General features: G+C 44.6%; 21 protein-coding genes and 1 riboswitch. Of the genes, 15 read left to right on the plus strand and 6 right to left on the minus strand.

Features of this window, described 5'->3' with window-relative positions; genetic code table 11:
* The first annotated feature begins 204 nt into the window (after positions 1-204).
* The 9 genes from JGK39_RS15175 (at position 205) to JGK39_RS15215 (ending at position 9634) form a co-directional block, all read left to right on the plus strand.
* Complete coding sequence (locus JGK39_RS15175) at positions 205-600, plus strand: response regulator (protein WP_293253324.1); 396 nt, start codon at positions 205-207, stop codon at positions 598-600.
* On the plus strand, positions 597-3170 hold the full coding sequence (locus tag JGK39_RS15180) for a response regulator (RefSeq protein WP_293296724.1): 2574 nt from the start codon (positions 597-599) through the stop codon (positions 3168-3170). Before JGK39_RS15175 ends, JGK39_RS15180 begins: the two co-directional genes overlap by 4 nt.
* On the plus strand, positions 3145-4806 hold the full coding sequence (locus JGK39_RS15185; RefSeq protein ID WP_293253330.1) for an adenylate/guanylate cyclase domain-containing protein: 1662 nt from the start codon (positions 3145-3147) through the stop codon (positions 4804-4806). Before JGK39_RS15180 ends, JGK39_RS15185 begins: the two co-directional genes overlap by 26 nt.
* Before the next feature lie 69 nt (positions 4807-4875).
* On the plus strand, positions 4876-5391 hold the full coding sequence (locus JGK39_RS15190) for a DUF1499 domain-containing protein (RefSeq protein WP_293253333.1): 516 nt from the start codon (positions 4876-4878) through the stop codon (positions 5389-5391).
* 342 nt (positions 5392-5733) lie between these two features.
* Complete coding sequence (locus JGK39_RS15195) at positions 5734-6600, plus strand: DUF2382 domain-containing protein (RefSeq protein WP_293253336.1); 867 nt, start codon at positions 5734-5736, stop codon at positions 6598-6600.
* Positions 6601-7178: 578 nt separating this feature from the next.
* On the plus strand, positions 7179-8090 hold the full coding sequence (locus JGK39_RS15200; RefSeq protein ID WP_293253339.1) for a DUF2382 domain-containing protein: 912 nt from the start codon (positions 7179-7181) through the stop codon (positions 8088-8090).
* 142 nt (positions 8091-8232) lie between these two features.
* On the plus strand, positions 8233-8718 hold the full coding sequence (locus JGK39_RS15205; RefSeq protein ID WP_293253342.1) for a glutathione peroxidase: 486 nt from the start codon (positions 8233-8235) through the stop codon (positions 8716-8718).
* A 145-nt stretch (positions 8719-8863) separates the two neighbouring features.
* Positions 8864-9007, plus strand: a complete 144-nt coding sequence (locus JGK39_RS15210) for a hypothetical protein (RefSeq protein WP_293181231.1) — start codon at positions 8864-8866, stop codon at positions 9005-9007.
* A gap of 153 nt (positions 9008-9160) precedes the next feature.
* The gene (locus JGK39_RS15215) at positions 9161-9634 is read left to right on the plus strand and encodes a VOC family protein (RefSeq protein ID WP_293253345.1); all 474 of its coding nucleotides are present in this window, start codon (positions 9161-9163) and stop codon (positions 9632-9634) included.
* A 230-nt stretch (positions 9635-9864) separates the two neighbouring features.
* On the opposite strand, the gene JGK39_RS15220 is transcribed toward JGK39_RS15215, so the two are convergent.
* Together JGK39_RS15220 and JGK39_RS15225 are read right to left on the minus strand one after the other, a co-directional pair.
* On the minus strand, positions 9865-12489 hold the full coding sequence (locus JGK39_RS15220; protein WP_293253348.1) for a PAS domain S-box protein: 2625 nt from the start codon (positions 12487-12489) through the stop codon (positions 9865-9867).
* 84 nt (positions 12490-12573) lie between these two features.
* On the minus strand, positions 12574-12846 hold the full coding sequence (locus JGK39_RS15225; protein ID WP_293253351.1) for a hypothetical protein: 273 nt from the start codon (positions 12844-12846) through the stop codon (positions 12574-12576).
* Positions 12847-12876: 30 nt separating this feature from the next.
* On the opposite strand from JGK39_RS15225, the gene JGK39_RS15230 reads away from it, so the two are divergent.
* Complete coding sequence (locus JGK39_RS15230; protein ID WP_293253354.1) at positions 12877-13248, plus strand: hypothetical protein; 372 nt, start codon at positions 12877-12879, stop codon at positions 13246-13248.
* 796 nt (positions 13249-14044) lie between these two features.
* Here the strand turns inward: JGK39_RS15230 and JGK39_RS15235 are convergent.
* Complete coding sequence (locus JGK39_RS15235) at positions 14045-16180, minus strand: ATP-binding protein (RefSeq protein ID WP_293253357.1); 2136 nt, start codon at positions 16178-16180, stop codon at positions 14045-14047.
* Between the two features lie 151 nt (positions 16181-16331).
* Positions 16332-16676: a hypothetical protein gene (locus JGK39_RS15240; protein ID WP_293253360.1), complete on the minus strand. Its 345-nt coding sequence runs from the start codon at positions 16674-16676 to the stop codon at positions 16332-16334.
* A 573-nt stretch (positions 16677-17249) separates the two neighbouring features.
* On the opposite strand from JGK39_RS15240, the gene cynS reads away from it, so the two are divergent.
* The 4 genes from cynS (at position 17250) to JGK39_RS15260 (ending at position 21398) form a co-directional block, all read left to right on the plus strand.
* Positions 17250-17693, plus strand: a complete 444-nt coding sequence (gene cynS / locus JGK39_RS15245) for a cyanase (RefSeq protein ID WP_293253363.1) — start codon at positions 17250-17252, stop codon at positions 17691-17693.
* 258 nt (positions 17694-17951) lie between these two features.
* Positions 17952-19184: a transposase gene (locus JGK39_RS15250; protein WP_293253366.1), complete on the plus strand. Its 1233-nt coding sequence runs from the start codon at positions 17952-17954 to the stop codon at positions 19182-19184.
* A 173-nt stretch (positions 19185-19357) separates the two neighbouring features.
* Positions 19358-20740 carry an ATP-dependent protease ATP-binding subunit ClpX gene (gene clpX / locus JGK39_RS15255; protein ID WP_293296726.1) on the plus strand — a complete coding sequence of 461 codons (1383 nt, stop codon included), beginning with the start codon at positions 19358-19360 and terminating at the stop codon, positions 20738-20740.
* A 55-nt stretch (positions 20741-20795) separates the two neighbouring features.
* The gene (locus tag JGK39_RS15260) at positions 20796-21398 is read left to right on the plus strand and encodes a type IV pilin-like G/H family protein (protein ID WP_293253372.1); all 603 of its coding nucleotides are present in this window, start codon (positions 20796-20798) and stop codon (positions 21396-21398) included.
* Here JGK39_RS15260 and JGK39_RS15265 read toward each other — a convergent pair.
* The gene (locus tag JGK39_RS15265) at positions 21390-22646 is read right to left on the minus strand and encodes a serine/threonine-protein kinase (RefSeq protein ID WP_293253375.1); all 1257 of its coding nucleotides are present in this window, start codon (positions 22644-22646) and stop codon (positions 21390-21392) included. The genes JGK39_RS15260 and JGK39_RS15265 overlap by 9 nt on opposite strands.
* 205 nt (positions 22647-22851) lie before the next feature.
* Positions 22852-24891, minus strand: coding sequence for a serine/threonine-protein kinase (locus tag JGK39_RS15270; RefSeq protein WP_293296728.1), 2040 nt, complete (start codon positions 24889-24891; stop codon positions 22852-22854).
* Between the two features lie 142 nt (positions 24892-25033).
* Positions 25034-25198, plus strand: a riboswitch (cobalamin riboswitch).
* A 21-nt stretch (positions 25199-25219) separates the two neighbouring features.
* Between JGK39_RS15270 and JGK39_RS15275 the strand changes: the two genes are divergently transcribed.
* Positions 25220-25636, plus strand: a complete 417-nt coding sequence (locus JGK39_RS15275) for a DUF1636 domain-containing protein (RefSeq protein ID WP_366048894.1) — start codon at positions 25220-25222, stop codon at positions 25634-25636.
* The last annotated feature ends 102 nt before the right edge of the window (positions 25637-25738 follow it).

Raw genomic sequence — 25738 nt, forward strand, 5'->3', positions numbered from 1 at the left:
CTTACCCGCAGGGGGCTGATTCCCGGTGGCACTCGGGGCACTCTCGCTGACAAAGACAAGATTTATTGCGAGAAACCGGGTTTCTGTTCGGAAGTCCTATTAAAATAAGATAGGAGACAGATATAGTGCATCCTCGCCCCAAATCAATAACACAGAAGCAAATCATGTCGGTAAACCCATTAAAATAACAGCAGAGAGCAAAAGATGAATAAGCCTGTAATTCTTTGCGTTGACGATGAACCCGATATCTTGAAGACTCTCAAGATGCAGCTCAAAAATGAATTTAAAGATGATTACTTTTACGAATTAGCCGAAAGTGGTGATGAAGCTTTAGATTTACTGGAGGAGTTTCCAGAAGAAGCTGAGGTGATTGTGGTTGTTTCTGATTGGCTGATGCCGGGAATTAAAGGTGACGAACTGTTAATTAGAGTTCACCAAAAATATCCTAAAATCGTTAAGGTGATGTTGACGGGGCAAGCGGATAAAGCTGCTCTTCAGCGGGCAGTCAAAGAAGCCGACTTGTACTGCTGTTTGTACAAACCGTGGAAAAGCAAAGAGTTAATAGATACGATAAAATCTGGGCTGGCAAAGTTATCATGAAAAAACCTGTGATTGTGTGTATTGATGACGAACCTGATGTTTTGAACAGTTTAAAGATAGAACTGAAAAAGGCGATCGGGGATCGGTGTATTATTGAAACGGCTGAGGGAGGGGAAGATGCTTTAGAGTTGCTGGAAGATTTGCAGGCCGATGAATACGAGATTGCTTTGGTGCTTTCCGATTATATCATGCCGGATATTAAAGGGGATGAACTGCTTAAAAAAATCCACGAACGATCGCCGGAAACCCTGACTATTATGCTGACGGGGCAAGCTGATTTGGAAGCCCTGAGCAATGCTATCAAGTATGCTAAGTTGTACCGTTACATCCCTAAACCTTGGCAAAATGAAGATTTAAAATTAACGGTAGTAGAAGCAATTCACAGTTACTTGCAAGACCAAAAGTTAACAGATGAAATTCTGAAGCGGCAAGAAGTCAATGAGGAGTTGAAGCTAGTAAATGCGGCGCTGTCGGCGAGCGAAAGCCGCCTGAAGCAATTTTTAGCAGCTTTGCCGGTGGGGGTATCTGTTTACAATCCCGATGGCTCGATCGCCTATTTCAACCAAGCAGCGCGGGATTTGCTGGGTGCAGACACGATCCCGGAAAGCACTGCGGAACAATTAGCTGCAACTTATCAACTGTATGTTGCCAATACCGATCGGCTTTACCCGCCGGACAATCTGCCAATTTTGCGCGCGCTTAAAGGAGAATTTGTCAAGGTTGACGATGTAGAAATCCGTCAAGATGGCAGAATAATTGCGATCGAGATCAATACTACGCCGATTTTTGACGGTAGCGGAAATATTGTTTATGCGATCGCAGCTTTTCAAGATATTAGCGATCGCAAACAAGCCGAAAAAATACTAGCAGATTACCAGCACACCTTAGAAACCCAAATTGACGAACGCACAGAACAACTGCAACAAGCAAAAGAAGCGGCTGAAGCTGCAAACAAAGCTAAAAGTACGTTTTTGGCAAATATGAGCCACGAGTTGCGTACTCCTCTCAATTCCATACTGGGTTTTGCACAAATCATGGAAGGCAGCCTCAATCTTGCTGTCGAAAACCGAGAAAATATGAGAATAATTCGCCGCAGTGGCGAACACTTGCTCACCCTGATCAATGAAGTTTTGGACTTGTCAAAAATCGAAGCGGGGCGGATGATTGTCGATCCGAAAAACTTCGATCTCTACCGCTTGCTTGACGACTTGCAAGATATGTTTTTACTGCGCGCCAAAAAACAAGAATTGCAGTTGCTCTTCCAGCGCGAGGCTGAGGTTCCCCAGTACGTGCGAACCGATGATATTAAACTGCGACAAGTGCTGATAAATCTGCTCAGCAATGCGATTAAATTTACGCAAACTGGTAGGATTATATTAAGAGTTAGAAACTTAGAAAATTCGGGAATTGTTGATTTATTGGCGAGTCCAACAGCTTGCTTTGATACTACAAAAAGTATTAGGAATTTTTCCAGCGATAGAAGTGAGTTTGCTCTAGTTGAATTGAGGGATGATGTTGATGATTTAACTAGGGATCAGGTGGTTTTTCTTCAGTTTGAAATAGAAGATACAGGAGTTGGCATTGCTCCGGAAGAATTGGGCAATGTTTTTAAGGCATTTGTGCAAACAGCTTCCGGTCAAAAAACTCAGAAAGGCACGGGTTTAGGATTGACAATCAGCCGTCAATTTGTCCGCCTGATGGGAGGAGAAATCGTCGTAGAAAGTCAACTGGAACGCGGCACTACTTTTAAATTTGAGATTCCAGTCGGTGCGGTTGATGCTGCTGATATTCCCGCCCCGGAAATTAACCTCGAAGTTACTGGGTTGGAACCAAATCAACCCTGCTACCGGATTTTAATTGTAGACGATCGCGAAGATAACCGCCAACTTTTAGTCAAAATGCTTTCTCCATTGGGTTTCAAGCTGCAACAAGCTGCCAACGGCCGCGAAGCAGTAGAAATCTGGGAAAATTGGCATCCGCACTTAATTTTGATGGATATGCGAATGCCCGTGATGGACGGCTACGAAGCTACTAAAGAAATTAAGGACAGAATACAGCAGAGAGAGCAAGAGTACCAAGGAAGCGGGGAAATGAATATTTCCGGTTTCGATCCCCTGATTCCGAAGATTATTGCTTTGACAGCTAGTACCATTGAAGGGAGGCGATCGTTTGCTTTATTGGTGGGCTGCGACGATTTTATTAGCAAACCTTTCCACAAAACAGATATATTGGATACCCTCAACAAACATTTGGGTGTCAAGTATCTCTACTCTAACTCAACGGATTTGATGTCAGCGGGCGATCGCCACAATCAATCTGACTCACCCTATAATGTTGCGCTTGCTTATTTACCCACACTTCCCGCAGAATGGATAGATAACATGAGGCAGGTAATCCGCTGTGCTGATTTTGACTTAATTGCTAGGACGATCGAGGAAATAAGGGATGATCATCCTGAATTTGCCGAAATCCTCCAGGGTCATCTCGATAATTTTGATTACCAGAAAATTCTCAATTTAATTGCCGAGGCGGAGGAATCAGATCGTGGAGATGAAGGCGGAACAAACTGAAAACTATCAAGCAGATATTTTAGTAGTTGACGATACGCCAGATAATCTGCGTTTGTTGATTAGAATTTTGCAAAAAAATGGCTATAAAATTAGACCTGTTACTAATGGGTTTTCTGCTATAGATGCAATTCAGTCTAGCGTCCCTGATTTGATTTTGCTGGATATTATGATGCCGGATATTAACGGTTATGAATTATGTCAAAGATTGAAAGTGCAACCGCAATTTAGCGAAATTCCTATCATTTTTATCAGCGCGTTAGAAGAAGGAATAGATAAGGCAAAAGCTTTTGAAGTTGGCGGAGCAGATTATATCACAAAACCTTTTCAAGTAAAAGAAGTATTGGCGCGAGTGAGCAATCAACTTACTGTGCGTTCCTTGCAAATGCAATTGCAAGAAAAAAATCAAAAGTTAACCGATCAAAATGTCCAGTTGCACCAGGAAATTGCCGATCGCCGTCAGGTTGAAATGGAAACAAGATTGCTGCTGGAGGCAACTCAAGCTATTAGCAAGTCTGAGGATTTTGAATCTGCTATAGATGTGATTTTAGGTTTAATTTGCAAAACTATTGAATGGAATCTGGGCGAAGCTTGGATTCCTAGCAGTGACGGTGGCGTTTTAAGATGCGCTAGAGGCAGGTACGTCAGCGATTCGAGTTTTGCCCAATTCCGACAGACAAGTTGGCAGTTAACTTTCTCTCCGGGTGCGGGACTCCCGGGGAGGATTTGGCAGTCGCAGCAGTTTGAATGGATCGAGGATGTTGCTACTGCACCGGAACAAGTTTTTTTGCGATCTGAAATTGCGGTGAATGTGGGCTTGAAAGCAGCTTTTGGTTTGCCAATTTTGGTGGACAACCAAGTGTTAGCTATTTTGATTTTTTATCGCGAAAAAGTTCTGGAACCTCAGCCGCGCTTGGTGGAATTGGTGAGTGCGGTTGCTACGCAGCTCGGTTCGATGATTCAGCGGAAACAGGCTGAAGCAGCGCTGAAATTGCAGCAAGAGCAAACAGAGAAATTGCTGCTGAATATTTTGCCTAAACCTATTGCTGAGCGCTTGCAAAAAGAGCAAAAGCTGATCGCGGATCATTTTGATGAGGTGACGGTATTGTTTGCTGATTTGGTGGGTTTTACGGAGTTTTCGGCTCACAAAAGTCCGACGCAGTTGGTAGAAATTTTGAATGGGATTTTCTCGGAGTTCGATCGCTTGTCTGAGTTGCACGGGTTGGAAAAGATTAAGACGATTGGCGATGCTTACATGGTGGTTGGAGGTTTGCCGACGGCGCGCCCGGATCACGCGGAGGCGATCGCACTTTTAGCTTTGGAGATGCAGGCAGCTTTGAGAAAGTTTAATATCAAAATTGGAGAAAGTTTTCAATTGCGGATCGGAATTCACAGCGGTTCGGTGGTGGCGGGAATTATTGGGATTAGCAAATTTAGCTATGATTTGTGGGGAGATACTGTGAATGTTGCTTCGCGGATGGAGTCGAACGGATTGCCGGGTAAAATTCAAGTGACTGCGCCGACTTACGAGGGTTTGAAAGAGCAGTTTGTTTTTGAAGAACGGGGTCATATCGCGGTGAAAGGTAAAGGAACAATGCTGACTTATTGGTTGGTAGAAGAAAAAACTAAATCTATTTAGTTTTGAGAGGTCAATTTCAATTAATATTAAAATTAGATCTAAATCGCACTTTCTGGAGGACTCATCTGCATGCAAACAGTTGAAACAAAATCGCCGACAGCATTGAAAAGAGTCCTAATTGTTTTAATATCGCTGGTAGCTGTGGCGGTACTGGCGATCGCAACTTTTATCCTAATTCCCGGAGAAAAAACAGTGTTTGCTGGAAAAAGACCTACCAATATCGGCATTGTGTCAGGAAAACTGGCAGCGTGCCCTGCTTCCCCCAACTGCGTCAGCAGCTTCAGTCAAGATGCCGAACACCAAATTGAGCCTTTGGCTTACACTGCGTCGCCTGCTGAGGCTATGGCCAAGCTCAAAGGGGCGATCGAGTCCTCGGGCAAAACTAAAATTATCACCGCAACCGATAATTACCTCTATGCGGAGTTCACCAGCGCTTTGATGGGTTTTGTGGATGACGTGGAATTTTTGGTAGATGATGGGGCAAAGGTGATTCACGTGCGATCGGCTTCGCGTCTGGGAGAGTCGGATTTAGGAGTCAACCGCAAACGCATAGAAACCATCAGAGCTCAACTAAGTCAAGTCTAAACTTAAAATTTCTAGCTTTCCTGAAGCCCCTCTCCTGCAACATTCTGAAACTACCGGCACGTAGTTGGGATGCAAGCCCTCTTTGCGATATATACGTCTAAAGGAGGCTCAAGACCAACTACGTACCTAATTTTTATTTCGTTCCTCGCAATCACACTACCCCTAACTGAACCGTATGGTGACTCAATATGGAATTGAATTGCTGAGTACGCTAGTACCGACACCGCGCTGTATTCCTATAGTATTAAACGCCCTAAATTGAACACTTCAGACTTTAGGGAGAGGGAAGTTAAGCCATTAATTTCTACTATTAATTTAAGTAGAGCGACGAGGAAAAAACACATGGCACTTCAAAGAATTGCAGATTTTGAGCCTAACTATAAGGAAGAAATATTTGCCGGAGACGACATCAAGGGATTTGATGTTTATGCCGGCGACTCTGACGAAAAAGTAGGCACCGTTTATGACGCTTTGGTTGATGAAACTGGCCGCTTTCGCTATCTGGTAGTTGATACCGGAATCTGGATTTTTGGTAAAAAAGTATTGCTGCCGATCGGCTCGGCCCGGTTCGACTACGGAGCCCATCGCGTCTACGCCACAGGCCTTCGCAGCAAAGCTCAAGCAGAACAACTGCCGGCTTACAATGAATTAGAACCAGTAGATTACGATCGCGAAGAACAGGTAAGAGGCGTCTACCGCAATCAAGGCACAGCAGCAAGCACAGCAGCAGCAAGCAAAGCAACTCCTGCTAGCTACGATCGCAGCAATTACAGCTACGATATGGATCGCCCCCTCTACGAAACCAACGAACAGAACCACCAAAATCTCAAGCTTTATGAAGAACGCTTGGTTGCCAACAAACAGCGCGCCAAAACAGGCGAAGTAGCAGTTGGTAAGCGCGTGGAAACTGAAACAGCAAGAGCTTCAGTTCCCATTGAAAAAGAACGAGTGGTAATCGAGCGAGTCACACCAGTCGAAGCTGGTAGAGTAGTTTCAGTCGGCGAGGCTGACTTCCAATCAGGGGAAGTTGCACGCATGGAAGTCTACGAAGAAACGGCCGACATTCACAAGGAAGCCTACGTGCGCGAAGAAGTCAACGTCAGAAAAGAAGTTGTTCGCAGCACGGTTGACGGGGAAGAAACCTTGCGCCGTGAAGAATTAGACATTCAGACTGACGGAACTCCGGTTGTAGATAATAAAACTATCTAAACCAACCGCAGGAAGTCTTGAATAGGAATTACGCATTAATCACATAATTCTCTTACCGCACAGGTTTGAATTTGGCGATCGCGCAATTCCTAGATGACGCGATAGGCTTCAGTTAAGCCAGATCGTCCTGGCGCTCCCCCTTAAGAAATACGGTGGTTTTATTCTGAGGATAGGAGATATAAAACTACCAAAAGTATCGCTCAAAGATCGGCTCGCACTTGGGCCAAGGTACGTAGTTGCGCTTCAGCGCTCTTTGCTTATATTATAAAGAGCGCTTTCATCGCAACTACATACCTAATTTTTCTGACGACGATAACACAGCTATAACGGGGGGTGGAGTGCGAAACTTGTCGGTTTTTGGCAAAGTTTATGCACTTTCCCAGAAATAATTAGTTGAAAGCCCCAAGCTTTTTCGGGAGAAATTAAAATCAGACAATTCATTACTCCATTTCTCTTCCTTCTAGGTAGAGGTCGCTCTCAAACTGTCAATTGTCAACTGTCAACTGTCAACTGTTGAACCGCCTTTACCAATTCGCCCCAATTCATAATAAAAATCCCTAAGCAGGAAAGTTTAAAAAATGAACGGTCAAGCATCCGCCGGAAAAGTAGCCACAGCGAAATCAGCTACCCGTCTCAACCGGGTGCCGGAAAAAGTCAGAACTAAGCTAAAAAGTTTTACAGTCAAAGACAACCAAGGTCACTTGGTAGGCAAAATCAAAGATGTCTATTTCGATCCTAACGGTCAGCTAAACTTTGTGGTATCAGGGCTAGGTCGCGAAAATCCCCGCATTTTTTTATTAAGTATTAAGCTGCTCAAAAAAGTAGATTATCATCAAAAAACTCTGTTTGTAAGTATTAAGTCCGATGCGGTCGATCTGCTGCCCGGATTTGTGGGAACGGCAGAGTATGAATATTTAGGAAAATCCTCAGAACAGCTTGATGAAGTGAGCAATAGCGAGTCAACTAATCCCTCAACAGTTATGTCAAATCTAACAGATGCCGATCGCACAAATGAAAATTTGGATACGGATGAGCACGACGAAAACTTGGATGTGGTCGATCGAGAAGTAATTCGCCTGCTAGAAGAACGATTGGTAATCAATCGCAGCAAGCGCAAAGTCGGCGAAGTCATAGTCCGCAAAGAAATTGAGACTCGGATGGTACAAGTGCCGATCCAGTGGGAAAAGTTGATTGTCGAACAAGTCGGCGACGAGCCCAAGGTGTTGGCAGAGATAGATTTGGGCGAGGGAAACATCACCGGTATAGATTTGGCAGAGATTAAGAGCGATCGCCAGGAACCGACAGTTAAGGCAGAATTTACGTCTGTGCAGAAAGCTAGCAAAATCTTAAATGCGATCGCCTCTCAACCCCGCCACGGTTGCGTCAAAGTCCGCCTAGAAATAGTTTTGGAAGACAAGCAACTTGAGGATACGTACCAAAAATGGATGACGGAACACCATTCAGATGACCAAAATCAAATGAGTTTGTAGTGAGAACTAAAGTCCTCAGATTTTGAAGATCGCGAAAGTCCCAACGATCGAACATTTTGAAATTTTGGGCGATCGGCTTTTTCGACAAAATCTTACCAAATTGCGGTAAAATTGTGCTGGTCAAATTTAGAAGTATGTGAAAATGCCCAGCACCATCTCCGACATTAATGTAAAAACGATCGCAGGCGCAGACAAGCAGCTAGGAGAGTACGCTGGCAAGGTACTCTTGATAGTTAACGTAGCTTCTTACTGCGGCTATACACCTCAATACAAAGGACTCGAAGAATTGAGCCAGAAGTACGGCGCCCAGGGCCTTTGCGTGTTAGGATTTCCCTGCAACGACTTCGGAGCTCAAGAACCTGGAAGCAACGCAGAAATCGTCAATTTCTGCACTACCAAATACGGTGTCAGCTTTGAATTATTTGACAAAGTAAGCGCTAAAGGCAGCCAGCAGCACCCGCTGTACGCTAAGCTTACGAATGCAGTCGATCCCAAGGGCGAGGTTTCCTGGAATTTTGAGAAATTCTTAGTTAGCAAGCAGGGTGAAGTTGTTGCCAGATTCCGCAGCAGCGTGGGCCCAGATTCGCCGGAATTGATCGCTGCGATCGATCGAGAATTGGCAAAATAAAAAGTTATTGTAGGGTGCGTCAGGGCTGAATGTTTTAAATACAGACTAACACTTTTATCCCTGACGCACCCTACGGTTAGTTAGCTTGTTTTTTCTTCTCTTTTCCATTGTTGAGAAGCAATCAGCAATTAACAAATACCGATGATTGGATTTAATTGGAGAACGTTTTAATTTAATGGAAAACACATCGGGATTAGATTTAGCTGTAGGTTTACTGGCGTTCGCGATTCTGGGAGGCGGGCTGGCCATGCTATTTGTAGGTATGGCATCGTTCCCTAAAGAAAAGTAACAATAATTGAGATTATGTCCTAACTACGATCAAACTTTAAATTGGTTCGTAGTGAGGACTTCAGTCCTCATAGAAATCTGAGGACTGAAGTCCTCACTACAAACTTGGGATAAATTTCACAGCATCCAATTTTAACATTCGCAATTGACAACCATGCAAACTACCGAAAGCACCGTCAAAATTGTCCTGGCGCCGGGGAACTTGCGCCGCGTGCACCACATCGCTTTAAACGTGCGCGATATGGAAGCTTCCCGCCACTTCTACGGTACAATTCTCGGCTTGCACGAACTCACAGGTGCAGAAATTCCCGCAAGTTTAACCGAAATGGTCGCGGATGGCAAAGTCGCTAATTTCATCACTCCAGACGGGACTGTGATTGACTTATTTTGGCAGCCTGATTTGGAACCGCCAAACCCAGATCCCGAGAAAGCTTTTACTCGCGCCAACCACTTGGCCTTTGATATCGATCGCGATTTGTTCGATCGCGCCCTGGAAGTGCTAAAGTCTAATGAAATTGCGATCGACAGCGGCCCGGTAACGCGCGCTACAGGACGCGGCATTTACTTTTACGATCCCGATGGATTTATCATCGAAATCCGCTGCGATGCAGACAATACGGCGGTTTGAACCAGGTTTAGACAAACGAAGTCCATGCCAAGCCGGCTGAAGAAAATAACGTAATTTTAACCGCCCCCTCGGAAACCCGCTTGGAGTGGGTTTTGTGTGTGTAGACGCGGTTTCAACCGCCGTCTTATAGCGGTTCTCAAAAAAGTGAGGTATGCGCGGTTTGGCCTATGCCCTATGCCCTATGCCCTATTCCCAGTCGTCCGCGAATCTTTCGCTTGGAAGGCTATATCTTATTTACTAACAGGTTGCTTCGGCCAAGTAAACCTAAAAATTGCTCCCTCACCTTCCGCAGATTCCAGAGAAATAGTGCCGCCTTGAGATTCGACAATTTTCTTCACCAGCGACAAACCAATGCCAGTATTTTCAACTTTATCGCGAGCTTCCAAAGTCTGAAAAATCACAAAAACTTTATCGTGATATTGAGGAGCAATCCCCGGCCCGTCATCCGCTACAGCAAACTCGTAAAAAGTCTCTAACTCTTTAACCGATATGTGGACTTGACCGGATTCACTTCTATTGTGCTTGATGGCGTTGCTAATTAAATTAGAGAAAACCTGCTGCAACGGCAATCTTTCGGTCACAAAAGTTGGCATTCCCGGTTCAACTTTCACCTCAAATCCCGACGGCGGCGCTAAAGAATCAATAATTTCTGCTAATAATTTCCCAACTTTTACAGTTTCTGAAGCTACTTGAATGCGTCCGACGCGGGAATATTGCAGCAGTCCCTCAATCAATGATTCCATGCGGTGAACTCTGCCGCGCAGCAGGTTCATTTGGTGCAGAGTATCCTCTGTCATCGAGTCGCTGAGGTCTTCTTCTATCCAACTGCTGAGATTTGCGATCGCCCTGAGCGGCGCTTTCAAATCGTGAGAAACTACATAAGCAAACTGGTCTAACTCTTGATTCCGCTTTCTTAACACACTTGTCGTCTTAGCCAGCGTTTGCGCCGTCCAACTCAATTCTTCTGCACGCAACCTGAGCGATTCCTCAGCTTGTTTGCGCTCCCTAATATCTTCTACCACACCCATCAGAAAGTGAGTGCCATTTTGTTCTTGCAGCAGCGACACTGTCAAGTTTGCCCACACCAAATCTCCGTCTTTGCGAACATAGCGCTTTTCTACACAATAATTATCAATTTCTCCTGCTAATAATTGACCTAAAAGTTCCAATTCATTTCCCAAATCTTCCGGCCAAGTAATCTCCTGAAATTTTTTCTCGCTCAATTCTTGGCGGCTGTAGCCCAAAATTTCGCAAAGTTTTTGATTGACTAACAGCAGCTTGCCATCGACACTCGCTTGGGCCATGCCCACTGCCGCCTGCTCAAAGGTATCGCGAAACCGCTGCGCGCTTTCGGCTAAGGCAATTTCTGAGCGCTTGCGATCGCTAATATCGTTGCTGATTTCCAAAATAGCCACGGGTTTATCTTGCTCGTCGCGCTGCAAAGTCCACCGACTCGCCACCGTGATTTTTGTGCCGTCTTCCTTGGTACGCACCAGTTCTCCTTGCCAAGATCCCCGCTCGAAAAACACTTTTTGAATTTCCTCAAAAGGCTGCGGCCATTCTGTTTGCAAAAGATCGTGAAGATTTTTGCCGATTGCTTCCGACTTCCGCCACCCGTAGAGCCACTTCGCCCCCAAATTCCAATAAGAAATCGTCCAGTTTAAGTCGAGTACCGCGATCGTATCGTTCGCCAAATCGAGCATTTGCGCTTGCTTTCGCAGAGTTTCCTCAGCTTGTTTCCGTCCTCCCACATCGCGGCAAATCGCAATAAACAAGCGTTGATTTGCCAGACGCATTTCGCTGATGGCCAACTCCATCGGAAACTTGGTGCCGTCGCTGCGGACTCCCACTGTTTCTTCCTGGTAAGTCTTCAGCTTAGCATCGGGATTTAACACAAAATATTCGATCGCATAATCTCCCGCGCTGCTGTCCGGCTGCGGTTGAGCTATCAGTTGGCGCAGGTTCGAGCCAATTGTGCGATCGGCTTTTTCGCCAAAAATCTTTTCTGCCGCCGTATTAAAAGACTCAATATTTCCCGATTCGTCCAAAGTAATAATCCCGTCAGCCGCATTATCTACCACAGCTTGAATGCGAGTTTTACTTTCTTGCAACCCAGCTTCCCGCTTCCTCAATTCCTGCTCTAAACTATCAAATAAATACCAGGAAGCCGCTGCACCCAAACAGCCGACAAGCAAACCAGCAACTTGCAGGAAATTAATTAAATCTACCAACTCACTTACTCGTTGCTCTTGAGCTTTCTGGTAGGCTTCGCTGGCACCAGCAAACGCATCAATTTTTTCGCGCAGCTTATCCATCGTCAATTTGCCTTTAGCGAACAACTGAACTCTTGCCGAAGACTGCACTTTTGTTGCCGAACTTTCGAGCTGATTCAAAGTATTTTGCAAGAAATTTATTTGCTGTTCGGTAATTTTTTTAATTTCTTCAAATTTCTGAGCTTGCAGTTGATTTTCTGCCACCGAAACCCTGAGTTTAGCCAGCAGCGGAGGCAAACTCTTCTTTGCTTCAAAATATGGTTCGAGAAATTCGCGGCGCTTCGTCAACCCGTAACCCCGAATGCCAGTTTCCGCATCCACCACCGTTTTTAATAAGCGGTTAGTTTCCTGAAGTATTGCCTTATTAGTATCTACTCGCCTTCTTACCTGTATGGCATTATCCCGCAGCCCTGCAATTGCGCTCAGCGAAGCCAACAGACAAATTAGGGGGATAGCAACGATGACTGTTCCCCGCTGGCGAATTGGTCGGTCTGTCCATACAAAGTGGACGAAGCGATCGAGCAAATACTTCACGGATATTGTGAGGAGAAATTTTGCTGCCAGTATATCGCTTTTTGGCAATTTATGCTAGGGATAACTTGGTTTTGTTGCGACAGGCGATCGCCCGGGCGTAACCGTAGAAACTAGATTAGGCCCCGGCGATGGCTAGCTACTGACAGTGACAGCAGATTTTTTAGCAAGGTTTTTCAGCGGAGGCAAGGAGAAGGAAAAGCGTTTTTTCGGCAGCAAGACAGCAGGCACAGCAGAAAGACTTGTTTCTACTTTACTTTTCTGTTCGCTTTCGGCTTGTGGTTTCAAACTAGAGTCTGTTTCGCAAACATTCTGAACTGTTGGAACTACAGTCCATTTGCCTGTAACTGGATCGCGATAAGAAGTGAAAGGATTTATTTTTAGCGGTTGACTGCAAGGTTTAATCATCTCGATGCACTCCTTTAATTTTGAGAACTTGTGCACTGCTATCGGTGGCATTGCTATCTCGGCAGTGGAGGCAGCAGTTTGAAGGTTCAAGGGAGAAGGCAAAAAGCCGAATTGTGTTTCTGGGTTCTTATGCCTTTGATAATTCCTGATTTCCTGTTAACTTTTGCCTTCTACTGGTTAGCGACGATAGCATTACTTTTACCAAATTGCCTTTCTACAAGCAATACCCCCCCCGATCGGGTTGAGGTGCGAATTTTGAATGCAGCAAGGCGGTATATCCTGGTTGTGGCACCAGTTTGGGATAATGAAAGTATTCTAGGCTGGGAAAAAATGTTAATGTGCGATCGGCAACAGAGGTCGATCGCGATCGGTGTCACAATTAACAGGGGAATTAGTCAGTAGTCATTAGTCAGTAGTCATTAGTCAGTAGTCATTAGTCAGTAGTCATTAGTCATTAGTCATTAGTCATTAGTCATTAGTCATTAGTCATTAGTCAGTAGTCAGTAGTCATTAGTCAGTAGTCAGTAGTCAGTAGTCAGTAGTCATTAGTCATTAGTCAGTAGTCAGTAGTCAGTAGTCAGTAGTCATTAGTCAGTAGTCATTAGTCAGTAGTCAGTAGTCAGTAGTCATTGGTAATGGCGAATTATTGCATCTTTCACCAATCCGTTAAATCCGTTAAATTCCCATCGCGCGATCGTTGCCTTCTTCGCTTATTGCCTTCGGGAGCATCTCATTTTTGAAAAAAGCATTTTTCATTATAGTGCTGTCCCCGCTCGCGAGTATTGTACAGCTCGCGAGCGAGGACAGCACTATATGCAAAACTGAGATGCTCCCGTTGCTTTCTTCCTTCTTCCTTCTTCCTTCTTCCTAATGACTAATGACTAATGACTAATGACTAATGACTACTGACTACTGACTAATGACTACTGACTAATGACTAAATGACTAATGACTACTGACTAATGACTAATGACTAATGACTACTGACTAATGACTAATGACTAATGACTAATGACTACTGACTAATGACTACTGACTAATGACTAATGACTAATGACTAAATGACTAATGACTAATGACTAATGACTAATGACTAATGACTAATGACTAATGACTAATGACTAATGACTAATGACTAAATGACTAATGACTAATGACTAATGACTAATGACTAATGACTAATGACTAATGACTAATGTCAACTGTCAACTTTGACCTTTAATTGAACAGTAAAAGTAGAGCCAACACCTAACTGACTCTCAAGAGTGATATCGCCGCCCATTATCTGGCAAAACAAGCGGCTGATCGCCAATCCCAAACCAGTGCCTCCGTACTTGCGAGTAGTCGAAGCATCCCCTTGCATAAAAGGTTGAAATAAACCCTGCTGCTGTTGTTCAGACATTCCAATCCCCGTATCAGATACCTGCAAATAAACCCAATCGCTTCCCCGTGCTGGTTCCCGACTAGCGCTCAGCACAACCGTTCCACCTTCGGTAAACTTGAGGGCATTCGAGAGCAAATTGAACAAAATTTGCCTGACTTTAGTTAAATCTGCATACATTATTTCCAAATTTGGAGAGCAAGAGACTTGCAATTGATTGTGATTCTTTTCAACCAAAGGCTGCAAAGTTTCAACAACTTCTTCTATTAAATTGCCGAGGTCAAATTCTTCTAAGTAAAGCTCCATCCGACCGGCTTCTATCTTAGAAAGGTCGAGAATATCGTTAATTAAAGTCAGCAAGTGTTTGCCGGCGTTACGAATTTTTTGGGTATCGGGGATGAAGTCATCGAGTCCCGAGTCCAGTGCTTCTTCTTCTAGCATTTCGCTGTAACCGATAATCGCGTTGAGGGGCGTCCGCAGTTCGTGGCTCATGTTGGCTAAAAAAGTGCTTTTTGCTCTGGAAGCTGCTTCTGCTTTGTGTAAGGCTTCTTGCAAGGCAATTTCGGCTCTTTTGCGATCGGCAATTTCGCTGCGGAGCAGTTGATTGGTGGCGGTGAGTTGAGCGGTGCGCTGATCTACGGTCATTTCTAGCTGCGCTTTGGCTTTGGAGAGTGCTTCCTGAGCTCGCTGGCGTTCAAATCCTTCGATCGCCAGGGCGACTAAATTTGCCAAAGAATCGGCGAAGGTGCGCTCCTCCAGAGCCCACTGGCGGGGCGCGCCGATATGTTCTAGAGAGAGGATGCCCACGATCTGGCCGCCGAGCCTAATTGCTACATTTAAGATCGATGAATTTGGCTTGCTCTTATTCGGCAGCACACCGGAATGTTCGGCGATCGATGATAAGTGGCACAAATTTGTTTCGATCGAGTTGTGAGTGTTGGGCGCCGGTTCTAAATCATTGTCTTCAGATATGTTTTCGCCCGGTGCGCCGTCTTCTATATCTAAAATTGAAAATTTTAAATCGCTTGCTGATATGCACTGGCGGCTCAAATGATGCTCGTGAGTGCGATCGTACAAGTCGAGACAAACTAATTTGAGATTGGGGATTTTAAATTGAGAATGATTGACCGACTCGTTTTCCTCTGGGGCGGCCGCCTCTGTATCGAGTGATTCTTTTTGGTTGTGGGCGATCGCTCTGTGGGTAAAATTTAGCTGAGGATCGATCGGGTAGCCAGTTCCAAATCTGTCGCGGTTGTAAAGCCAGACGCTGACTTTTTCCACCTCTAAAGTGCGGGCGGCAGCCTCGGTAATTTCGCGAATTCCCACAGTCAGCGCACCGCTGTTGAGAGTCCTCTGCCGTCCTAGCTGCAACAAAGCCAGACTCTGGCGGCGGAGCCGCTTTTCGCTCTCTTGGAGAATGTTTTCTGCTTCCTTGCGCTGGGTGAGGTCGTACAAGGCGCACAATGCCGTCGGCTGACCGTTAAACAGCAGCGACTGAACCGAGATCGTCGCCCAGAAAGGGGTTCCGTCTGATTTTTTGCAGTGGAGTTCGTAGTTTTGCAGGTATCCGTCTTGGGCGAGGGCGTCGAGTACAAGGGGGCGATCGGCGGGGTTGAAGTAAAAGTCTGGGGTACAGCAGCCGATCAATTCTTCTAGGGGTATGTTTAGCAGAGAAGCCAATTGAGCGTTCGCATACAGAATTAAGCCGTCCGAGAGACGAGAAACCAATACCGGAACGGGAGTTGCCGAGGCGATCGCCCGAAACTGCTGTTCGCTTTCGCGCACAGCCAGCTTAGCTTGGCCGAGCAAGTGAGCTTCCATCGTATCCGAATGTTCGGTGGTTGTCTCCAGCAAGATTTCTAGATCCGACTTTTCGCGCTTCAAGTTTTCAAGTTCCGCACTCAGTCGCTGAACGTCCAAAAGTAGCTGTTCTCTCGATGGTTCTTCCTGCATGGCAATTGAAAATTGGTAATTTTTAGTCCGAGAGCGAAGTTTTTTACAGTTTGGTGCTAACTTAACTATGACTTATTCGCATTAACTTCAGGTGCCCTCATCCTGGTTCCCCAACGCGGGATAGGTGAACACCTTTACCTTGTGCGATTGACTATTCCAATTCTAAGTGCAAGGAAGGCATCAGCCGCTGCAAGTTCTTCAGCGATTTTCCCTGCCACGGTATCTGTTTAGAGCCTTGTATGGTGATTTGAATATTTTTTAGCTGGCGCACTTTGATGACAAATTTTGATATAATGTTAATTCCTGAACTATTTAAAAATTCTAGTTTTCGGAAGTCTAGAGTAATCATATTAGGCGAGGAGTCCGCCACTTCGTTGAGCAGATCGACGATCGGCGCGTATTCTTCCATCTGGCCGATCCGAAACGAGCCGCACCAGGTAACTGTTTGGGTAGCGCGATCGTACTCAATGCTGTAATCTTTAGTCTGAATATCCATACTTTTGTCACTTGTCGGTTATGAACGGTAAAGGGGCTTTGGCTGCGGGAGCGAGGATGGAGAGTCAGTGGATGTTAGATTAAAAAATTGAAGAATGAGAGATTTACTACTCCATAGATCAATCTGGGAGCAGGAACCTAATTCTAAAATTTGGGGCGGCTGGCGACTCCTGTCGGGGACTTCTATCCGTGTTTGGGCGGGGGTCACGCTGGCACGATCCAAACTGGGCCGTTTGCCTTTGTTTGTGTAACTTGCACTAGATATACTGCCAACTGTATCATTGTCAGAGGGCAGTTAGGAGTGTTTTTTGGGCTCGATCTGTTGCGATGCAATTTGAAAAAAATCATGCAACAGTAGACCAGCTCTAAACCCTGGTATTGATAACTTATTGCCCATCTCTAATCTTCTATACTCCAATGCGAAAATTGTATGAGTTGTCAAGGTTGACGAGACCTGGTTTTTCTGAAGCTCCGAACATCAATTCTATTTTTTAGATCTAGTTGCCATTGACAAAATTACCAAAATGTGAGAGATATTTCATATCTGGTACAGCAGTGAGTTGGAGAATATTTAATGGCAATTTCAGAAATTACAGAAAAGCTTTTGGCTGCTAAAAAAGCTAAGGGAATGAGTTTTGCTGAATTGGAAAAAGTTTTGGGTCGCGATGAAGTTTGGATTGCGGCGGTTATTTACCGTCAAGCTACCGCATCGTTGGATGAAGCCGAGAAAATTGTCTCGGCTTTGGGATTGGATAGCGAGACGGCTGCGGTGCTGTGCGAACCTCCGTTGAAAGGTTCTTTGGATGCAGCAGTTCCGGTTGACCCGCTGATTTATCGCTTCTATGAAATTATGCAGGTGTACGGGATGCCGCTCAAAGCAGTGATCCACGAAAAATTTGGTGACGGGATTATGAGCGCGATCGACTTTACTTTGGATGTGGAGAAAGAAGCAGACCCAAAAGGCGATCGAGTGAAAATAATTATGTCGGGAAAATTTTTGGAATACAAAAAATGGTAAGCCAGTTTGGTTTCGGCAGAAGGCTTGCTTTCGGGACTTATGTAGAAGGCCTTGCCTTCGTCAGAATTTTTTATTATTCCCAAGGACTAAGGTAATATAGGGGTATGAAGCGGTCGGACTATGCCAAGAAAGCAGGAGTTTCCTATAATACTGCTCGCAGATGGTGGAAATCTGGTCAGAGCGAGGGCGATCGGCAAGGAAAACCGAGAAGTGAATTTTAGAGTTGCAGTCGAGTTCAGCTAGCAAAGGAGAAGAAGAATGAGATTGGTAGAGCGTCACATTATTGATAAAAGTCACAGTTTCTCTAAGGAGTGCGACGATTTAGCATGGCGTTCCAAAAATCTCTACAACTATTGTAATTACTTAGTGAGGCAGTCTTTTGTTTTAGAGAATACTTATCTTGATAATTGCCAAATCTATCATGAAGTTAAATCTCATGAATCCTACAAGGCGCTTCCTGCCAAAGTCAGCAATCAAGTCCTGATTAGTCTGCATCGAAACTGGAAGTCATTTTTTGAGGCTATGAAGGAATGGAAACAAAATCCAGGCAAGTTTTTGGGCAAACCTAAATTGCCGAAGTACAAAGATAATCTCAAAGGACGTTTCTGCGTTGTCTATGAGAAAGGAGCGATTAGCAAGCCTGCATTAGTCAAGGGATTAGTAAAGCTTTCCAAGACAAGCATTGAATTTCCCACTAAATGTCAAAATGTTCAACAGATTAGAATCATCCCGCAATCAGGTCAGTATGTCATCGAGGTAGTCTATGAAATAGCATCAAAGCTTAACCAGTTAAACTTCCAGCATATTGCAGCAATTGATATTGGAGTCAGTAACTTAGCGGCAGTAACTTCAAATCAGAAAGGGTTTAATCCTTTATTGATTAACGGCAAGCCACTCAAAGCACTCAACCAGCACTACAACAAGCAGAAAGCTAAGCTGCAATCTCTGCTCAAAGGTAAAGCTCAAACATCAAAGCGAATTCAGCAATTATCCGCTAAGAGAAACAATCAAGTTGATGGTTACTTGCATAAGGCTTCTCGCTTAATCATTAATTATCTGCTCCCGAATGAAATAGGAACGCTGGTTATCGGTAAGAATGATTTATGGAAGCAGGAGTCGAGTCTGGGAAGAAGAAACAATCAACAATTTGTTTCTATTCCTCATGCAAAGTTTGTGGAGATGCTGACTTACAAAGCTGAGTTAGTTGGAATTAAAGTAATTCTCACCGAAGAAAGCTACACTAGCAAATCAAGTTTCTTAGATAATGACCCAATCCCAACTTATGGAAAGAAGGACTCAGCACTCAAGTTCAGTGGACGTAGGATAAAGAGAGGACTCTACAAGTCAGCAGGCGGAACAATAATCAATGCTGACGTAAATGGTTCTTATAACATACTCAGGAAAGTATTCCCAACAGCACTTGTGTATAGGGATAGTGGGCGTGCAGTTCGCCCGATTCGGATAACACCGAATGAATTTAAAAAAGCATGACAGGATATTTGTCCATGTTTTTGCTAACTGTTAACTTAGAAATAGAGTCCGCGAAGCTTGACTGGTTTTGGTGTCAGATCGGGAAACCTTTCTAGGGCTGAGCACTCGATCGAGCCCGCTGCAACTTCCCCAGTCAAAACAAACAACCGCAACCGTAAAGTAAGAGGCTAAATATGTCAAAATATGACTCCCATCTCAGATGCTCCTTTTGCGGTAAGTCGCAGGAGTACGTCCGCAAGTTAATAGCTGGGCCCGGCGTCTACATTTGCGATGAATGCGTGGAATTGTGCAATGAAATTTTAGAGGAGGAGTTCTTTGACTCTAGCAAAACAATTGGTCAACAGGTTCCCCAGTCAGAGGTGCGAGAGTCTCAGGGACAAGGATCGAAACGCCAGAGTCGATCGAGCAAATCGAAAATTGTTCTAGCCCAAATTCCCAAACCCACAGAAATTAAACAGCATTTAGACAACCACGTCATCGGCCAGCACTCAGCCAAAAAAGTCCTTTCTGTAGCAGTTTACAACCATTACAAGCGCTTGAGTGTAGACCAAGCCAAAGACAGCGGCAAATCTTCCCCCGACAGCGATGTGGAACTGCAAAAATCCAACATCATGCTAGTCGGGCCCACAGGTTGCGGCAAAACCTTATTAGCGCAGAGTTTGGCGCAAATGCTAGAAGTGCCGTTTGCGGTAGCTGATGCGACGACGCTGACAGAAGCTGGATATGTCGGCGACGATGTAGAAAATATCTTGCTGCGGCTGTTACAAATGTCAGATTTTGATGTCGAATCTGCACAGCGCGGGATTATTTATATTGATGAAATTGACAAGATTGCTCGCAAAAGCGAAAACACTTCGATTACCAGAGATGTATCGGGAGAAGGAGTGCAGCAAGCGCTGCTAAAAATGTTGGAAGGAACGGTAGTTAACGTGCCTCCCCAAGGTGGCCGCAAACATCCTTACCAAGATTTTATTCAAGTTGATACGAGCAAGATTCTATTTATTTGTGGCGGTGCTTTTGTCGGTTTAGAAAAAATAGTTGACCAGCGTTTGGGTAAAAAATCCTTGGGCTTTATTCAGCCAACAGAAACCGAAAGCAACTCGACTTTGCCGGCAAAAGATAAGCGGGCGGCTGATATTTTGCAGCAGGTACAGCCGGATGATTTGGTCAAGTTTGGTTTAATTCCTGAGTTTGTGGGGCGGATTCCGGTGGTGACGGTGATTTCGCCGCTGGATGAGGCGGCTTTGATGCAGATTTTGACTGAGCCCCGGAATGCGCTGGTGAAGCAGTATCAGAAGCTGTTGAAGATGGATAGTGTGGAGTTGGAATTTGACCCGGAGGCGCTGCGGGCGATCGCCCAGGAGGCCTACCGACGCAAAACCGGCGCGAGAGCTCTCCGCAGCATTTTGGAGGAGTTAATGCTGGATGTGATGTACGAGTTGCCTTCTCGCAAGGATGTGGCTCAGTGTACGATCACGAAGGAAATGGTCGAGAAGCGATCGACTGCGGAATTGCTGTGGCATCCGGCATGGCACAAACAGCACGAAACTGCATAATTTATAGTTTGTAGGGTGCTTGTGGCGCACCCTACAAGCTTGGCAAATTTACTTTATGACAGTTAAAAAAATGTCAGTCAATGTAGTTAAAGCCAGTAAAAAATCGAGATTGTCAGTATCCAGTTTGCTGCCGAGGATTGCAATTTACAGCGCGCTTGTGGCTGGCATCATGGCGTCATGTTACGATTTCAAACTCAATACGATCGCCCTGCCCTCGTCCCCGCCAAGGGGTCAGACATTTTTAGAAGGCAGACAGTATATTACAAGCATCAATAGAGGGCAGCAAGCTTACTATGCAGAGTACGGTCAATTTAGCGATTCCATTGCAAAATTGGGTCTGGGACTTAAAGAACAGACCAAGAACTATAATTACACGATCGTCTCATCAATGGGTCCGGTTCAAACTAGGCACAATCACCGCGAACCAGCACAATTTGAAAGCGCGATCGCGAGCGCCAAACCTACTGATAGGAACCCCGAGAGATCCTACACTGGCGCAGTATTTGCTTACAAAGAAAAGGGTAGCAATCTAATAAAAACTATTAGTGCTATATGCGAGAGCGATCGCGAGAACGGAACTTATGCAGAAACTTGGAACCCGCCAACTTTTGACGGCAAAGAAATTAAATGCCAGCCCGGAACAACTATGTTAAGGTAAAACCTTGAAACTATTTTGCGCCACTCTTTGACCCCCTAAGTAAAATTGAAACTGCCAATTGCCAGGTTTGTCATCTTGTTTAAAATTGTACCAGCACCAAGTATTTAATCGATCGCCCGTCGTTTTTAAATAAGATTGACTCTGGGCTGCGAATAGTCCTTCAGGGTTGACAACCTTACAATAACTTCTATATTTTCCTTCTGGCAAGTTAGTAGCACTTACACTAAAGTAGACTTTCTTTTTTTGTTTCAAAGACCAAACATCTCTAGTTTTTTTCGATTCTAATTCGTCAGTTAACATCACTTGAGTCTGAGTATTTAACTTTTCTGCGGTGATTACTGGTTTGAGATCGACAAATTTCCAGAGCAAAGGAATAAAAATAGCAGCAATTGCTGTTAATAATCCGACTGATATGAGTGCGAGTTTTGACTTGTTACGCTGCTGAACTACCTCTAGGGGAATCAAAGCATTGAGGGCAGCATCCGCCGAAGGATAGCGGTGTTTGAAATTAGGTTCCACCATTTTTTGCAGCCAGTCAAGAAACTCTGGAGTTAGCTGCGGCAAGCGATGTTTAAAATTAATCCGCCCGGTATCGTCCATCAAGCTGCCAATTTCGGTAGAATTGATGCCGATTAGCAAGCAAATTAGCGTCGCGCCGAGGCTGTATAAATCGGATGCGACTGTTAGCTGGCGGTTGAACATTTGTTCTGGCGGCATAAAGCCCAAAGTGCCTTTGACAACGCTGCTGGCGGCCACTTCTCCCCCCCCGATTCTAGCAAATCCGAAATCGACAAGGCTGACATTCATCCTGTCATCAACCAAGATATTTTCCGGCTTCAAATCTCTGTGGATAACTGGTGGCACCCGATTTTGCAGGTATTTGAGTATTTCTAAAACAGAGATAGCAATTTGCTTGATTTGTGCGGGCTTCCAGCGGTTAGAATTTGCCAAGGAAGGGGCATCTTTGTATTCTTGCACCATGCAGAAACCCGATGCAGTTGGGAAGGAATCTAAATACCGGGGAATGCTGGGATGGTCGAGTTCTCGCAAAATCTGAATTTCTTGTTCGCAAGCTTGATATTGAGCCCAATTAGCGCCTGTTTGGGCAAATTGAAATTGTTTGACGGCGACGGAACGTTTGGTATTAATTTCGGTAGCGAGATAAGTAACTCTACCGCCAGCGCGATTGTGTCCGAGTTCGCGGGTTATTTGATAGCCGTAGTTGGAAAAGTCAGGAAAAGCATTCATAGGTAAATAGTTGATAGTTGATAGTTGATAGTTAGTAGTTGAGAGTTGTGATAGTTAATAGCGAGGTTTTTAAAAGTTGGATTTAAAGCGAACTCTCGAAACAATCCGCCAACAACAGGCAGGAATGCAGACTCTTAATGTTTGGTAAGGTTTGTAGTGAGGACTTCAGTCATTGAGGTTGAAAGTCCTTGCTGCGAACAAGTTTTTACAGTTTAATTAAATTTGGTCGGGATTTGCGATAGTTGGCAAGCATTCTTTTTGGTTTAAAAACGAGCGAGTCAATTAACGGAATTCCAGTGACGGCTAGAGATGTTATTATCGTTCCTCCTACAACTAATATTTCTATTGTTTCAACCCCTTTTAAGGAAAAATCTAATCTTATAAACAGAAGAAATGCTACAGACAAACTCATACAAAATCCGGCAGTAAGAAAAGCTCTTTTGGTAGCATCTACTTCAATAATTTGTTTGGCTATCTGCTGGTCAATCAGCTTGTTAAATACCGAATAGACTATTTTGTAAATCAGGGATGCCAGCGCTAGAATCAAGACGAATCTAACGGTCTGAGTATACAATGAAAATGATAAAAGCAGCATAATAACTGCTACTGTAACATTTTCGATCATAAGATTCGTAATCCTTCGTCCTAGTATTAAGGCTGCAAGTAAAGTTACTGGGATCGAAACCAGCCCTGACCCAGCATACACAAAATTTATTAATTGATAATCGATCGTACCCTTCGCGATATCAACAAGAAGACTGGTTAGTATGCTGCTAATAAAACCCGAAAAAATCAATCCTATTAACCCTCCACATAAAGCTAGAAACCAATTAAAATCATATTTGTTTGATTGGGCTGTAATGGCGATTTCGGCGACTAAAAATCCCAATAAGCCACTGGTAAAACAGATTGGAAGCAGGATAGTAGTAGTCCCAGAATACAAAAAGATGTCAACCTCCGGAGGGACGAACTGATAATCAATCCAGTAAAATATGAAAACTGTTAACAGCAAACAGCACATAAAACTTGCTAATATCAAACAGAACATAAAAATCAGCCTGAATACCGACAAAAAATTAGTTTTTTGCGGTACGGGCAGCGGGGCTGTTGTAGCTTGCAATTCTATTGTATGAGTTTCGGGTTCAGAATTTGCGCGCAAGATGATTTGGCGGTTGTAAGTTTGACTTTCCAGCAATTTGCTCGTATCGACGGCGATTGTGCACTCGATATTATTGCTTTCAAATGCCTGCGGTTCAAAGGAGATCCAAGAGTGGTCGTAGGGCGTGTGGGGCGGATCGTTCGGATGCGGCGCGACTTCCCACCTGCCACAAAGCATTGTATCGGGAATTGGGTTGCTAATGGCAATAGTTTGTGTTAAGATTTCTCCATATTCTGTGGCGGTAAATTGAATGCGATCGCGCTCAAGCCTCACTTTCGGCAAACTGCTGGCATCAAGAGACCTCAAAGCCGTCAAAGCATCAGCCGCCGACTTGTATCTATCTTGAATTCTCGGCGCTACCATTGTTTCCAGCCAGTTCATCCAACCCTGCTGCAATGGCGGTACTAAATGCCGAAAATGAATGCTATAATTATCGTCGATTAAGTTGCCGACATCCCCAGATTTCGTACCAGTCAACAAACAAATTAGCGTCGCGCCCAAGCCGTACAAGTCGGATGCTTCTGTTAATTGCCGGTTAAACATTTGTTCCGGCGGCATGAATCCCATTGTGCCTTTGACAACGCTGCTGGCTGCGATGTTTCCGCCTCCTAAGCGCGCAAAACCGAAGTCTACTAAGTAAACATTTAACTCGTCATCGATTAACAAGTTTTCTGGTTTGATGTCGCGGTGGATTACGGGCGGTTTTTGGGATTGCAGGTAAGCTAGAATTTCTAAAGTGGCGATCGCAATTTGTTTAATATCCGGCGGCGAGAAATTACGGGCGATCGCACTTTCGGCATTTTTGTATTCCTGCACCATGCAAAATCCGCTGTCAGTCCCGAAAGCATCGAGATAGCGGGGAATTCCCGGGAAATCCAAACTTTCGAGCACTTTGATTTCCTGTTCGTAAGCATCGTATTCTGTCCAGCTAGCACCTAATTGGGCGAATTGAAATTGCTTAATTACAACGGACTTGTTTGTGTTAATTTTTGTGGCGAGATAGGTGACGCGGCCGCCCAAACTGTTGTATCCGAGTTCGCGGGTTACTTGATAGCCATGTTGGGAAAAGTTGGGAAAATCGTTCATAAGGTTCGTAGTGAGGACTTCAGTCCGCAGAAATATCAGAGGACTAAAGTCCTTACTACGAACGGGGTTAATTTATGTGGGTAGATATTAAAACTTGCTTTTACCAAGATAACTTTTTTGGGAAAGGGCGGCAAGTATGATAGGATTTGAATTCGCGATCGGTTCTAGCGGGGAGCAGCCGCCAGAGGAAACGGGGAAAGTTCGGTGCAAGTCCGGCGCTGTCCCGCAACTGTAATAAGGCTTGTAGTAAGGACTTTAGTCCTTCGCCTTTGAAGTCAGAATGCCCGCCGATATCTAACTAACTTTTGAACGCATCTACGAGGTATGGATGATGAATGGAACTAAACGAAACACTGTTGTACGCACAAAACACTGTCTTTTAGTTTGTACTGCTTGCGCTAGTGTTTGGAAAGACGGCAAGCGCCAAGGTAAAAGCGGCGGTCAACAATTCATGGAAGACTTATCGAAACTCGCTCAAGATTGGGAGTTTTGCGAGCAGTTTGATATTCTAGAAGTTGAGTGCATGAGTGCTTGCAGTCATTCTTGTGCGGTGTCTTTTGCTGCTGCTGGAAAGTATACTTATCTGTTTGGTGATTTGCCTGCCAATGAGCCGGAAAGTGTCGAGGCTGTACTCGAATGCGCGGGTCAATACTATGCTAAGCCGGATGGTTTGTTACCTTGGTCTGAGCGTCCTCAAGCTCTGAAAAAAGGCGTTTTGGCTAAGATTCCACCGCTGGGAAATTAGAGATAAGTAGCGAAAATTTGGCGTTGCTGAACTTGGGTATGAATTCACATTTTTTACCCTTGAGTAAAACATAGACTTTTTGGGCAGAACTCGATTCATACT

Source organism: Microcoleus sp. PH2017_12_PCY_D_A (genome assembly GCF_020738565.1).
Classification (GTDB): Bacteria; Cyanobacteriota; Cyanobacteriia; order Cyanobacteriales; family Microcoleaceae; genus Microcoleus.